12 protein-coding genes are annotated in these 13,052 nt (G+C 46.8%); 9 read left to right on the top strand and 3 right to left on the bottom strand.

Annotated elements, in window-relative coordinates:
* Positions 1-430 precede the first annotated feature (430 nt).
* The gene (locus NSB03_RS05150; protein WP_024987171.1) at positions 431-805 is read right to left on the bottom strand and encodes a DUF3127 domain-containing protein; all 375 of its coding nucleotides are present in this window, start codon (positions 803-805) and stop codon (positions 431-433) included.
* A 152-nt stretch (positions 806-957) separates the two neighbouring features.
* Here NSB03_RS05150 and dnaN point away from each other — a divergent pair, with 152 nt between their 5' ends.
* From dnaN to NSB03_RS05110, 8 genes are all read left to right on the top strand, one after another.
* Positions 958-2,079, top strand: coding sequence for a DNA polymerase III subunit beta (gene dnaN, locus NSB03_RS05145; RefSeq protein WP_121766676.1), 1,122 nt, complete (start codon positions 958-960; stop codon positions 2,077-2,079).
* 115 nt (positions 2,080-2,194) lie between these two features.
* The gene (locus NSB03_RS05140) at positions 2,195-2,974 is read left to right on the top strand and encodes a 3'-5' exonuclease (protein WP_024987172.1); all 780 of its coding nucleotides are present in this window, start codon (positions 2,195-2,197) and stop codon (positions 2,972-2,974) included.
* Positions 2,974-4,191 carry a bifunctional phosphopantothenoylcysteine decarboxylase/phosphopantothenate--cysteine ligase CoaBC gene (gene coaBC / locus NSB03_RS05135; protein WP_024987173.1) on the top strand — a complete coding sequence of 406 codons (1,218 nt, stop codon included), beginning with the start codon at positions 2,974-2,976 and terminating at the stop codon, positions 4,189-4,191. Before NSB03_RS05140 ends, coaBC begins: the two co-directional genes overlap by 1 nt.
* A 9-nt stretch (positions 4,192-4,200) precedes the next feature.
* Complete coding sequence (gene recN / locus NSB03_RS05130; RefSeq protein WP_024987174.1) at positions 4,201-5,862, top strand: DNA repair protein RecN; 1,662 nt, start codon at positions 4,201-4,203, stop codon at positions 5,860-5,862.
* A gap of 56 nt (positions 5,863-5,918) precedes the next feature.
* Entirely contained in the window at positions 5,919-6,662 is a 744-nt protein-coding gene (rlmB, locus tag NSB03_RS05125; protein ID WP_024987175.1) for a 23S rRNA (guanosine(2251)-2'-O)-methyltransferase RlmB, read from the top strand.
* Position 6,663: 1 nt separating this feature from the next.
* Complete coding sequence (locus tag NSB03_RS05120; RefSeq protein ID WP_257466260.1) at positions 6,664-8,370, top strand: serine protease; 1,707 nt, start codon at positions 6,664-6,666, stop codon at positions 8,368-8,370.
* Between the two features lie 93 nt (positions 8,371-8,463).
* On the top strand, positions 8,464-8,595 hold the full coding sequence (locus NSB03_RS05115; RefSeq protein WP_255261005.1) for a hypothetical protein: 132 nt from the start codon (positions 8,464-8,466) through the stop codon (positions 8,593-8,595).
* A 69-nt stretch (positions 8,596-8,664) separates the two neighbouring features.
* Positions 8,665-9,039, top strand: coding sequence for a RidA family protein (locus NSB03_RS05110; RefSeq protein WP_121766673.1), 375 nt, complete (start codon positions 8,665-8,667; stop codon positions 9,037-9,039).
* On the opposite strand, the gene NSB03_RS05105 is transcribed toward NSB03_RS05110, so the two are convergent.
* Positions 9,007-10,497 carry a bifunctional folylpolyglutamate synthase/dihydrofolate synthase gene (locus tag NSB03_RS05105; protein ID WP_024987176.1) on the bottom strand — a complete coding sequence of 497 codons (1,491 nt, stop codon included), beginning with the start codon at positions 10,495-10,497 and terminating at the stop codon, positions 9,007-9,009. The genes NSB03_RS05110 and NSB03_RS05105 overlap by 33 nt on opposite strands.
* 133 nt (positions 10,498-10,630) lie before the next feature.
* On the opposite strand from NSB03_RS05105, the gene NSB03_RS05100 reads away from it, so the two are divergent.
* Positions 10,631-11,956 carry a PhoH family protein gene (locus tag NSB03_RS05100; RefSeq protein WP_024987177.1) on the top strand — a complete coding sequence of 442 codons (1,326 nt, stop codon included), beginning with the start codon at positions 10,631-10,633 and terminating at the stop codon, positions 11,954-11,956.
* Positions 11,957-12,067: 111 nt separating this feature from the next.
* On the opposite strand, the gene NSB03_RS05095 is transcribed toward NSB03_RS05100, so the two are convergent.
* Entirely contained in the window at positions 12,068-13,045 is a 978-nt protein-coding gene (locus NSB03_RS05095; protein WP_024987178.1) for a dihydroorotate dehydrogenase-like protein, read from the bottom strand.
* Positions 13,046-13,052: the final 7 nt, after the last annotated feature.

The raw sequence follows: 13,052 nt of genomic DNA, 5'->3' as shown, positions 1-13,052 counted from the left end.
AATGGAATATCTACGGAAAACCTACAAAAGCTAGTCGAAAAGTATGCCTCTTTTTTCGTCAGAAAAAACTTCTGAAACGCCTTCTAGTAGGGTGTAAAAAATAATCATAACCCAAGAGAATAGAGAAGAATATAAGAACAGAAAGAAAAAGAAATAGAAAAAACTGCTCTTGTTGCTGATGGAATTTTGAGAAAAGGAAAACGGGATTCTGAGAAAAGGAGAAGTATTGTGGTTGATGTTGCCTGATTCCTTCCGTAACCTGTGGACAGATTTTTTCCGTCCCGCAGCAGAGTGCCGTCCATCCCCGGAGGAAAGCCTTTTCAGCCCGTGGCGGAATCTTTACAAAGTGTGGGCATAAAAAAACTCCCGGTAAGAATCATTCTCACCAGAAGTCTTTTTTATCTGTATCGTCAAGCGGAATATTTTCGGCTTAAAACGGCAGGTCGTCTTTTACATCGCCCGGAGTGAAAGCTGGAGTTGCTGACGGAGCCGGCGGTGGAACGGGGGCACCCGGAGCCATCGGAGCACCTGCGCCGACACGTTCAACTTTCCATGCACGGATGCTGTTGAACCAACGGTCTTGCCATTGGCGGGCGTCAACGTCGAATGATACGGTTAGTTCTTCGCCCATCTGGATGTTGAACTGCTCGATTTTGTCCGCACCGAATACATCGAAACACATTTTGCGCGGGTATTGGTCGTGGTTTTCGATAACGAACTCTTGTGCTTTCCACTCGTTGCCGCTAGTCTTTGAAACTCCGCCTCTTGGGGGGAGTATAGCGATAATTTTTCCTGTAAATTCCATTGCGATTAATTTAAATTCTGCGGCGAAGTTACGATTTTTTAGGAATATCCCTCACACAAACTCTGTTTTTTCTTTTGTTTTGTTGGGTGGCACGAATCTTTTTTCGTAACTTTGTGCGATAGAACTTTTAAAACTTAAATACACGAAAATATATGAAATTTATCGTTTCAAGTACTGCTCTTTCCAGCCATTTACAGGCCATCAGCCGTGTGATTAATTCAAAAAATGCGTTGCCTATTCTCGATTGTTTCCTCTTCGAACTGGAAGACGGAACATTGTCTGTGACCGTATCTGATAGCGAAACAACGATGGTGACTACCGTCGAAGTGAATGGCGATACAAACGGGCGTTTTGCCGTAGTAGCGAAAACACTGCTTGATGCACTGAAAGAAATACCGGAACAACCGCTGACATTCGATATCAATCCGGAGAATTACGAAATTACAGTGCAGTACCAAAACGGAAAATACAGCCTGATGGGGCAGAACGCGGATGAATTCCCGCAGTCGGCTACATTGGGTGACAACGCTGTCCGTGTGGAAATGGACGCAGAAGTATTGCTGGGTGGTATCAACCGCTCTGTATTTGCTACGGCCGACGATGAACTTCGTCCTGTAATGAATGGTATTTACTTCGATATTACCACAGAAGACATCACAATGGTGGCTTCGGACGGTCATAAACTGGTGCGTTGCAAGACGTTGGCCGCCAAAGGCAACGAACGCGCAGCCTTCATCCTGCCGAAGAAACCGGCTACGCTGCTCAAGAACCTTCTGCCGAAAGAACAGGGAACCGTAACTATCGAATTTGACGAACGCAATGCCGTATTTATGCTTGAAAAGTACCGCATGGTGTGCCGTCTCATCGAAGGACGTTATCCAAACTACAACTCGGTGATTCCTCAAAACAACCCTCACAAGTTGACCGTAGACCGCCAGCAGTTGGTGGGAGCCTTGCGCCGTGTGTCTATCTTCTCGTCACAAGCGAGCAGTTTGATTAAACTTCGTATGCAGGAGAACCAGATTGTGATTTCAGCGCAGGATATCGACTTCTCTACTTCTGCCGAAGAAACCCAGGTGTGCCAGTATGCAGGTGCCGCAATGAGTATCGGCTTCAAGTCTACCTTCCTGATTGACATCTTGAACAATATCTCGGCAGATGAAGTAATCATCGAATTGGCAGACCCGTCACGTGCCGGCGTAATCATCCCCGTGGAACAGGAAGAGAACGAAGACTTGCTGATGTTGCTGATGCCTATGATGCTGAACGATTAATGTTAATTTACTACAGAGGACGCAGAGGACACAGAGGATAAATTTGAATATTTATTATTAAATAACCCTTTGTGTCCTCTGTGTCCTCTGTGGTGACTCAATAAAATAAACAGAAATGAAATTAAACTTGAAAAATCCCATCGTCTTTTTCGACCTTGAGACGACTGGAACCAATATCAACACAGACCGTATTGTTGAAATCTGTTATTTGAAAGTTTACCCGAATGGGAACGAGGAAGCAAAAACCTTGCGTATCAACCCTGAAATGCATATACCGGAAGCATCTTCTGCCGTACACGGTATTTATGATGCCGATGTGGCTGACTGCCCTACTTTCAAGGAAGTGGCAAAGAACATTGCCCGCGATATCGAGGGTTGTGACTTGGCGGGATTCAATTCCAATCGTTTCGATATTCCGGTGCTGGCGGAAGAGTTTCTGCGTGCCGGAGTAGATATCGACATGACAAAGCGGAAATTTATAGATGTACAGGTGATTTTCCACAAAATGGAACAACGTACCCTGTCTGCTGCCTACAAATTCTATTGCGAAAAGAATCTGGAAGATGCGCATACTGCGGAAGCGGATACGCGGGCTACTTACGAAGTGCTGAAAGCACAACTCGACCGTTATCCCGACCTTCAGAACGATATGGCATTTTTGGCGGATTACTCCAGCTACAACAAGAATGTGGACTTTGCCGGACGTATGGTGTACGATGATAATGGGGTAGAAGTGTTCAATTTCGGAAAGTACAAAGGAATGTCCGTAGCTGAGGTATTGAAGAAAGACCCCGGATATTACAGTTGGATTTTGAACAGTGATTTTACGCTGAATACAAAAGCGACATTGACAAAAATCCGTTTGCGTGAAATGAGTAATTTGATTACAAAATAATGCTAAAAGGAAAAAAGATAATTCTTGGAATTACCGGCAGTATTGCCGCGTACAAGGCTTGTTATATCATTCGCGGACTTATTAAGCAAGGGGCGGAAGTGCAAGTCGTAATTACTCCGGCGGGAAAAGAATTTATTACTCCCATCACTCTTTCGGCTTTGACTAGCAAACCGGTCATCAGCGAATTTTTTGCTCAACGTGACGGGACGTGGAACAGCCACGTTGACCTTGGCCTGTGGGCGGATGCGATGCTGATTGCGCCTGCCACCGCTTCTACCATCGGCAAGATGGCAAACGGGATAGCCGACAATATGCTGATAACCACTTATCTTTCGGCAAAAGCCCCGGTATTTGTTGCTCCTGCCATGGATTTGGATATGTATGCCCACCCTTCCACTCAGAAGAACTTGGACACACTGCGCTCGTTTGGCAATCATATTATCGAACCGGGAACGGGAGAACTTGCCAGCCATCTGGTAGGGAAGGGACGTATGGAAGAGCCGGAAGCCATCATCCGTGCACTGGATGAATTCTTCTCGACAAGTGGCGAGTTGCAAGGGCGGAAAATTATGATAACAGCCGGGCCTACCTATGAAAAGATAGATCCTGTCCGTTTTATCGGCAATTATTCTTCAGGCAAGATGGGATTCGCTTTGGCGGAAGAATGCGCCCGCCGTGGCGCGGAAGTTACGCTGATTGCGGGGCCTGTGCAACTGGAGGCAAAGCACTCCCGTATCCACCGTATTGACGTGGAATCGGCGGAAGAAATGCATGTCGCCTCACAAGCCTGTTTCTCCGATGCCGATGCAGCCATCCTCTGTGCGGCAGTTGCCGATTATCGTCCGGAGACAGTGGCCGACAAGAAGATAAAACGGGAGAAAGAGAGGGAACTGACATTGCATCTTCAAGCAACGAAAGATATTGCAGCCGGCTTGGGGGCTGCGAAAAGAGAAGGTCAGTTGTTGGTGGGCTTTGCTCTCGAAACCAACAACGAGCAGCAGAACGCTGAAGGAAAGCTCGAACGCAAGAACTTCGACTTTATCGTGCTCAACTCGCTGAACGACGTGGGAGCCGGCTTCCGTCACGATACCAACAAAATCAGTATCATCGACCGGAAAGGCCGCACGGACTATCCGCTGAAATCGAAAACGGAAGTGGCGCAGGATATCATCGACCGTCTGTCTGATGAATTGAAACTCTCAACTCTTAACTCTTAACTTATCCCAATGTTACGTTCACTATACATTCAGAATTACGCGTTGATAGAGAAACTGGACATCAGTTTCGAGACAGGTTTTTCCGTTATAACAGGTGAAACGGGAGCCGGAAAATCAATTATTCTAGGAGCCATCGGTCTGCTGCTGGGACAGCGTGCCGATGTGAAGGCGATTCGTCGTGGAGCTTCTAAATGTATCATAGAAGCTCGTTTTGATATATCGGGCTACGGTATGCGTCCGTTTTTTGAAGACAACGAACTGGAATATGACGAGGAGTGCATTTTGCGCCGTGAAGTGCAGGCATCCGGCAAGAGCCGGGCATTCATCAATGATACTCCTGCATCACTGGCGCAAATCAAGGAGCTGGGCGAGCTGTTGATTGATGTACATTCACAGCATCAGAACCTGTTGCTCAATAAAGAAGGTTTCCAGTTGAATGTACTTGATATATTGGCACATAATGACGCTGCATTGGAAAAATACCATGCCCGTTATGCCGAATGGAAGCAGACCGAACGCGAACTGGCGGAACTGACGGCACTGGCGGAGAAGAGCCGTGCGGACGAGGATTATATACGTTTCCAACTGGAACAGCTCGAAGAAGCCCACCTTTCCGAAGGCGAGCAGGAAGAGCTGGAACAGGAAGCCGAAACCTTGAGCCATGCGGAAGAAATCAAGGCGGGGCTTTACCGGGTGGAGCAATCCTTTGTTTCCGACGAGGGCGGTTTGCTCTCTTATCTGAAAGATAGTCTGAACACGCTGAACAGCCTGCAAAGAGTCTACCAACCCGCCAAGGAGCTTACCGAACGTATGGAAAGTGCTTATATCGAGCTGAAGGATATTTCGCATGAAGTCTCTTCGCAAAGTGACTCTGTAGAATTTAATCCTGTGCGGCTCGATGAAGTGAACGAGCGCTTGAACCTGATTTATTCCTTGCAACAGAAACATCGTGTACAGACACTCGGCGAGCTGATTGCATTGACGGAAGAGTATCGGAGCAAGTTGTCTGCCATCACTTCTTATGATGACCGTATTGCCGGGCTGACCGACCGCAAGGAAGAACAATATAAGCAAGTGAAGCAACAGGCGGAACTGCTCACCAAAGCCCGTACGAAGGCGGCACGTGAAGTGGAAAAGCAATTGGCGGCACGCTTGGTTCCGCTAGGGATGCCGAACGTTCGTTTTCAGGTGGAAATGGGATTCAAGAAAGAACCCGGATTGCAAGGGGAAGACACTGTCGGCTTCCTGTTTTCCGCCAACAAGAACGGTATGTTGCAGAATATCTCTTCCGTAGCTTCGGGCGGTGAGATAGCCCGCGTCATGCTTTCTATCAAAGCCATGATTGCCGGAGCCGTGAAGCTGCCGACCATCGTGTTTGATGAGATAGACACCGGAGTATCCGGCGAGATAGCCGACCGCATGGCGGACATGATGCAGGAGATGGGCGAGCAGAATCGCCAGGTTATCAGTATCACCCACTTGCCGCAAATCGCTGCCCGCGGACGTGCGCATTATAAAGTATATAAGAAAGACAGTGATACGGAAACGAACAGCCATATCCGCCGTCTCACCGATGAAGAACGGGTAGAGGAAATTGCTCATATGTTGAGCGGCGCTACGCTGACCGAAGCCGCTCTCAGTAACGCCAAAGCTCTGTTAAACAGCAAGTAACGATTAGGGGTAGACAAATAGTTAATTGGTAAATAGTAAAATAGTAAATAACCGCGATGTTAGATAAAAGTGAAATGATTTTCGGCGTTCGTGCCGTGATAGAAGCCATTCAGGCTGGAAAAGAGATTGATAAAATCCTGGTAAAGAAAGACATTCAGAGTGAACTTTCCAAGGAACTTTTTGCAGCTTTGAAAGGTTTGTTGATTCCGGTTCAGCGTGTTCCGGTGGAGCGTATCAACCGTATTACCCGGAAGAATCACCAAGGTGTGGTGGCGTTCATTTCGTCTGTGACTTATCAGAAGACGGAAGACCTTGTTCCTTTCTTGTTCGAGCAGGGGAAGAATCCGTTTTTTGTGATGCTGGACGGAGTGACGGATGTGCGTAATTTCGGTGCGATTGCCCGTACTTGCGAGTGTGCTGCCGTAGACGCCGTGATTATTCCTGCCCGTGGCAGCGCATCTGTGAATGCGGATGCCGTGAAGACTTCGGCAGGGGCGTTGCATACGCTTCCTGTATGCCGCGAGCAGAGCTTGCGTTCGACGCTGCAATACCTGAAAGATAGCGGTTTCCGCATTGTGGCTGCCACTGAGAAGGGGGATTACGACTATACGAAAGCCGATTATACAGGCCCGTTGTGTATCATCATGGGAGCGGAGGATACAGGGGTGTCTTATGAGAATCTGGCGCTCTGCGACGAATGGGTGAAGATACCGATGTTGGGAAAAATCGAGTCTCTGAACGTTTCCGTGGCTGCAGGCATCTTGATTTACGAAGGTGTGAAACAAAGAAACAATGACTGATATGAAGAAGATTTTAATCCTACCTTTGTTGCTTTTCTTCCTAGCACAGGGAAGCATGGCACAAACCCCTAAATGGGTGGAGAAGGCGAAACGTGCTGTCTTCTCTGTAGTGACTTATGACAAGAATGACAAGATGCTGAATACCGGAAATGGATTTTTCGTGTCCGAAGATGGGTTGGCTTTGTCCGACTACTCTCTTTTTAAAGGCGCCGAGCGTGCGGTGGTTATCACGGCGGAAGGCAAACAGATGCCGGTTAGCACCATACTTGGAGCGAATGATATGTATGATGTCATCAAGTTCCGTGTAGCTATTACCGAAAAGAAAGTACCTGCGTTGGTGGTGGCTAAGACTACTCCGGCAGTAGGAACTGATGCGTGGATGCTTCCCTATTCTACACAGAAAAGCATTGCTTGCGTTTCGGGCAAGGTGAAAGAGGTTTCCAAGGTGGCCGGCGAATACCATTATTATACGTTGGGCATGCAGATGAAAGACAAGATGGTGAGCTGTCCGGTGATGAATGTAGAAGGTCAGGTGTTCGGCATTGCGCAGAAGTCGTCCGGGCTCGATACAGTGACTACCTGTTATGCCGCAGGAGCTGCCTTTGCCATGGCTCAGAAGATTAGCGCCCTTTCGCTTGGGGATGCAGCACTGAAGAGTATCGGTATCCAGAAAGGGTTGCCGGATACGGAAGACCAAGCATTGGTGTATTTGTTCATGGCTTCTTCCAGTCTGTCATCAGAGGATTATGGCAAGTTGCTGGATGATTTTATTCGTCAGTTCCCTGCTAACACAGACGGTTATCTGCGCCGCGCGAATTATTATGTGGCTAAGGCTAAGGACAACCAGTCTTGGTTCGATAAAGCCGTTGTCGACTTGAATCAGGCTTTGAAAGTGGCTCAGAAGAAAGATGATGTATATTATAATATAGGTAAGCTGATGTATGCTTACCAACTGTCGAAGCCGGAGAAAACGTATAAGGATTGGACGTATGACACTGCTTTGAAGAATGTCCGTCAGGCATTCGCTATCGACCCGCTGCCTATATACGTGCAACTGGAAGGCGATATATTATTTGCCCAGCAGGATTATGCCGGAGCTTTGGCGGCTTATGAGAAAGTAAATGCCAGCAATATGGCTTCTGCCGGTACGTTCTTCAGTGCTGCGAAGACGAAAGAGTTGTTGAAAGCTGAACCGAAAGAGATTTTGGTATTGATGGATAGCTGCATCGCCCGTTGTCCGCAACCGATTACCGCCGACTTTGCCCCTTATCTGCTGGAACGTGCGCAAATAAATATGAATGCCGGCCAGCCGCGGAACGCAATGCTCGATTATGACGCTTATTTTAAAGCTGTCAACGGTCAGGTGAACGACGTGTTTTATTATTATCGCGAACAAGCTGCCTTGAAAGCGCGCCAATACCAACGTGCATTGGACGACATTGCAAAAGCAGTGGAACTGAACCCCGCAGACTTGACTTACCAGGCCGAAAACGCTGTTGTCAACCTGCGTGTAGGACGCTATGAGAAAGCTATTGAAATACTGAATGGTATTCTGAAAAATGACCCGAAATACGGCGAAGCCTACCGCTTGCTGGGACTTTGCCAGGTGCAGTTGAAGAAGACGGACGAGGCTTGCGCAAACTTCAAGAAAGCGAAGGAACTGGGCGATCCGAACGTGGACGAATTGATTAAGAAATACTGCAAGTAAAAGAGGTTGCCCCAAAAAGTTAGTGTATGTACTATCGTTTGGGACCGCCATTCCAAGCTTCTCTAGGATTTGAGAGTTTTGATAGATGAGTTGTTGAAACAGATAAAGGTGACGTTGATTTTCCGCTGTGATTTGGTGATTGTCACAGTTCCGCATGGTCCGCACGGAGCCGGACAGCCGGAAAAGTGGGAAGTGATAATGCAATGGGATGGTGTAATTTTGTGAATGAATCGTTTTGCGAGTGTTTTTTTTTACTATCTTTGAAAGTCAGTAAAACAGAAAATAAGAATAAATATGAAAAAAGTAATTTGCAGTGAGAAAGCACCCGGAGCTATCGGGCCTTACAGCCAGGCGATAGAAGCTAATGGAATGGTATTTGTGTCCGGGCAATTACCTATTGATGCCGCTACGGGAGAGATGGCTGAAGGGATAGAAGGACAGGCGCGTCAGTCGTTGGAGAATATCAAACACATTCTTGAAGAAGCAGGATTGACAATGGCTGACATTGTCAAAACTACTGTATTTCTTCAGGATATGTCCCTCTTTGCAGGGATGAATGGCGTGTATGCCACCTATTTTGATGGAGCTTTTCCGGCACGCTCGGCGTTTGCCGTAAAAGCTTTGCCAAAGGATGCGTTAGTAGAGATTGAGTGTATCGCGGTTCGCTAACAAGTCTGCGACAATGAAATTGCTGCCTCCCACGAAGATAAGATCTTTTGGGGGGCAGTTCTTTTTCGCTGCCTGTACGGCATCCACCACAGTAGGGTAGGCAGTTCCTTTCAATCCGGCTTGTTCTGCCAGTTCCATCAATTCATTTTCCGGCAGCGCACGTTTCACGCTAGCTTTGGTGAAGTAGTAAGTGGCATCTTTCGGCAACACTTGCAGGACACCTTTGATATCTTTGTCATTGACCATGCCGAATACGAAATGAATTTCCTGACCGAAAGTTTTGCGGATAGCATCGAGTTGTACGTGGATATATTCGATTCCGTCGATATTATGTCCCGTGTCACAGATAATGTCCGGATAGCTGTGCACTTTCTGCCAACGCCCCATCAGTCCGGTGAGTTGACAAACGTTTGCAAAACCGTCGAAGTAGTTCCGGGGGGTGATGTTGTAGTTCAATTTGGTCAGTACCGCAAGAGCTTTCAGAATGGTGAACATGTTTTCGAACTGGTAAGCTCCGCTCAACTCTGTGTAAAGTCCGAAAGGAAACATTTCATTGTTGATTCTGATAGCGTCTTTTCTTTTGTCAAGTATCTGGTCTATCGCACGTATGCTACTTGGTACGTCCAGCATGAGCAATGCTTGCCGCATTCGATTTCCCTGTTCTTCCGACTGCTCGCCTATTGCTTTGATCATGTGGTGTAGGGTCTGCATTATTTCGTCCGCCCTTGTCCTTGCCTCCTGCAACCTTGAATAAGGAAGTATCTCCATGTTCCAGTGGCGCGTCTTTTCACGGGCATATTCGATGGGCGCATTCATTGCTTTGGCTTTCATGGTGAACACACGTTTCACCGCCCCTTTGGCTCTGCCGACAACTACCGGGACGCCTTCCTTGATGATGCCGGCTTTCTCTTTGGCAATCTTTGTCAGCGTGTCTCCCAGATATTGGGTATGGTCGAAACTGATATTGGTGATAATACACAAATCCGGATGGATGATATTCGTACAGTCCAGGCGTCCGCCCATGCCTACTTCGATAACCGCCACGTCTACTTTTTGGTCGGCAAAATAACGGAATGCCATAGCAGTGGTCAGTTCGAAGAAAGAAGGGTGCAGCGGTTCGAAGAACGCGCGGTGCTCTTCCACAAAATTGACTACATACTCTTCCGGTACCATCTCACCGTTGATGCGGATGCGTTCGCGAAAATCAATCAGGTGAGGAGAGGTGAATAATCCGACCCGGTAGCCGGCACTTTGCAATACTGCCGCGATGGTATGTGAACAGGAACCTTTTCCGTTTGTGCCTGCGATATGTATCGTCTTGAATTGTTGATGCGGATGCCCGAAATGTTCGTCCAATTTGTGTGTAGTCTCTAATCCCGGCTTATATGCTTTGCTTCCTATTTGCTGAAACATAGGCACACTTTCATATAAGTACTTTAAAGTGTTCTGATAATCCATGTTTTATAAAATTTAACTCCGGGTAATCTTTATTGCCCGTTAATTTGTTTATCTTTAGAACCGTCAACTCAACCATAATGTGCGTGGTTGGCGATTTGAGATTGCAAATATCAACATTTAAATCTAAGAAATCATGGGAACTAAGAAAAATTTTGTGTTAGACACAAATGTTATTCTTCACGACTACAATTGTTTGAAGAATTTCCAGGAAAATGATATTTATCTCCCTCTTGTCGTACTCGAAGAGTTGGACAAGTTCAAGAAAGGAAACGAGCAGATTAACTTCAACGCTCGTGAGTTTGTACGCGAACTGGACGTGTTGACCAGCGACGAACTTTTCACTGACGGAGTGAAGCTGGGTGAAGGATTGGGACGTCTGTTTGTGGTGACCAGTAAAGTGGAAGCTACTAAAGTATGGGACTCTTTCCCTATCAAGAAACCCGACCATTTGATTCTGGCGGCAACCGAGTATCTGACTGCCAAATATCCGAAAATGAAATCCATTCTAGTGACCAAGGATGTGAACCTGCGCATGAAAGCCCGTTCCATCGGTCTGCTTTGCGAAGATTATATCACGGATAAGGTTGTAAATGTAGATGTATTCGAGAAATCCAATGAAATATTTGAAAATGTGGATCCGGCATTGATAGACCGTATCTATTCTTCTAAAGAAGGTATCGATTTGGGTGAGTTCGGCTTTAAGGATTTGGTTCATCCTAATGAATGTTTCGTGCTGAAGAGCGACCGCAATAGTGTATTGGCGCGTTACAATCCTTTCACTCACTCCATTTGCCGTGTGATGAAAGGCAAAAACTATGGAATTGAGCCCCGCAATGCCGAACAGAGTTTTGCTTTTGAGATTCTGAACGACCCGAATATAAAATTGGTGGCACTGACCGGAAAGGCGGGAACTGGTAAGACATTGCTGGCTTTGGCTGCTGCGTTGGGGAAATTGACAGATTACAAACAGATTTTGTTGGCACGTCCTGTTGTGGCTCTTTCTAATAAGGACATCGGTTTCCTTCCGGGAGATGCACAAGAGAAGGTGGCTCCTTATATGCAGCCGTTGTTTGACAACTTGAACGTGATTAAGCGTCAGTTTGCCGCTAATTCTACGGAAGTGAGGCGTATCGAGGATATGCAGAAAAGCGAGCAACTGGTGATTGAAGCTTTGGCATTTATCCGTGGACGTAGCTTGAGCGAAATGTATTGTATTATTGACGAAGCGCAGAATCTGACTCCGAATGAGATAAAGACGATTATTACCCGTGCGGGCGAAGGTACGAAAATGGTCTTTACGGGGGATATCCAGCAGATTGACCAGCCGTATCTGGACAGTCAGTCCAATGGTCTGGTATATATGATTGACCGTATGAAAGATCAGAACCTCTTTGCACATGTCAACCTGCTGAAGGGTGAACGGAGTGAATTGAGTGAGTTGGCTAGTAACCTGATGTAATGATGAAATATAAAACTGGCACGGATTACACAGATTTCACGGTTTTTCCAATTATCTTAAACCGCGTAATCTGTGTAATCCGTGCCTGATTTTTGCCTTTTACTTTTCCGCTTATTCCTTCTTTCCGAAATATTTCAAGAATTGCGTACGTTCGAAGGTATTGATACCTTTCACATCTTTCGTATTCAGTTTGCCTTTGAACTGGGCGATGCTGTTGAATCCTTTCCGTGTCATCCATGCAGAGAGGAAACGGTTGGCTTCTCCGATGAATGCGTTCGTGTTCTGATAAACTGCGCTACAAACTTCTACTGCCGATGCACCGGCGAGAATCGCTTTTACTACTGCTTCCGCATTGCCAACTCCACCGGATGCTGCATAGTCGATTTTGTCTACTGCGGCCGACGCGATTCCAATCCAGCGAAGTGGAGTGGCGAGGTCTGAAGCATTGCTGAATACTTCACCTGAGATGTGCTCCAGCTTCTCGATATTGATGTCCGGCTGGTAGAAACGGTTGAAGAGGACAACCGCTGCCGCGCCGTTGGCATAGAGCTGGTCAATCAATGCTACGGGATTAGTCAGGTTGTCTCCCAGTTTCATGATAACCGGAATGCTGATTGTTTTTTTGATATGGCGAAGAATATCGATGTGGCGTTGTTCGAAAGAACCATATGTATATTGCACATCCGATTGAAGCGCCAGAATATTGATTTCTAACGCGTCGGCACCGGCTTCTTCGATTTGCTTGGCAAAGTCGACCCATTCGGAATCAGTGTAGCAGTTGATGCTGGCGATGATAGGAATAGGGCAGACCTTCTTGCTTTCTTTAATCAAAGTCAGGTATTCGGACAATTTGTGTTCACGGATATACTCTTCCAGATAATCGCTGCCTTCGGGAGAGAAAGCCGGATCCTTCAGCTGGTCTGCTTCCAGCATAATCTGCTCTTCGAACAGTGATTTCAAAACGATAGCTCCGGCACCTTCTTCGGCGAGCTTTTTATTTTTGCCGACACTGTTGGTCAGTCCCGAGCTACTGATAATGATAGGGTTTCTAAGAGAAAGTCCTGCGAAAGTAGTTTTTAAATTGGTTATGGTCATA

The sequence above is a fragment of the Bacteroides acidifaciens genome (genome assembly GCF_024623065.1).
Lineage (GTDB): Bacteria > Bacteroidota > Bacteroidia > Bacteroidales > Bacteroidaceae > Bacteroides > Bacteroides acidifaciens.
This window is presented reverse-complemented; position numbering and strand designations above follow the sequence as displayed.

What these genes read in the sequence shown, in the direction of transcription:
- NSB03_RS05150 (WP_024987171.1), bottom strand. Translation starts at nt 805, where the DNA reads ATGGAATTTACAGGAAAAATTATCGCTATACTCCCCCCAAGAGGCGGA.
- dnaN (WP_121766676.1), top strand. Translation starts at nt 958, where the DNA reads ATGAAATTTATCGTTTCAAGTACTGCTCTTTCCAGCCATTTACAGGCC.
- NSB03_RS05140 (WP_024987172.1), top strand. Translation starts at nt 2,195, where the DNA reads ATGAAATTAAACTTGAAAAATCCCATCGTCTTTTTCGACCTTGAGACG.
- coaBC (WP_024987173.1), top strand. Translation starts at nt 2,974, where the DNA reads ATGCTAAAAGGAAAAAAGATAATTCTTGGAATTACCGGCAGTATTGCC.
- recN (WP_024987174.1), top strand. Translation starts at nt 4,201, where the DNA reads ATGTTACGTTCACTATACATTCAGAATTACGCGTTGATAGAGAAACTG.
- rlmB (WP_024987175.1), top strand. Translation starts at nt 5,919, where the DNA reads ATGTTAGATAAAAGTGAAATGATTTTCGGCGTTCGTGCCGTGATAGAA.
- NSB03_RS05120 (WP_257466260.1), top strand. Translation starts at nt 6,664, where the DNA reads ATGAAGAAGATTTTAATCCTACCTTTGTTGCTTTTCTTCCTAGCACAG.
- NSB03_RS05110 (WP_121766673.1), top strand. Translation starts at nt 8,665, where the DNA reads ATGAAAAAAGTAATTTGCAGTGAGAAAGCACCCGGAGCTATCGGGCCT.
- NSB03_RS05105 (WP_024987176.1), bottom strand. Translation starts at nt 10,497, where the DNA reads ATGGATTATCAGAACACTTTAAAGTACTTATATGAAAGTGTGCCTATG.
- NSB03_RS05100 (WP_024987177.1), top strand. Translation starts at nt 10,631, where the DNA reads ATGGGAACTAAGAAAAATTTTGTGTTAGACACAAATGTTATTCTTCAC.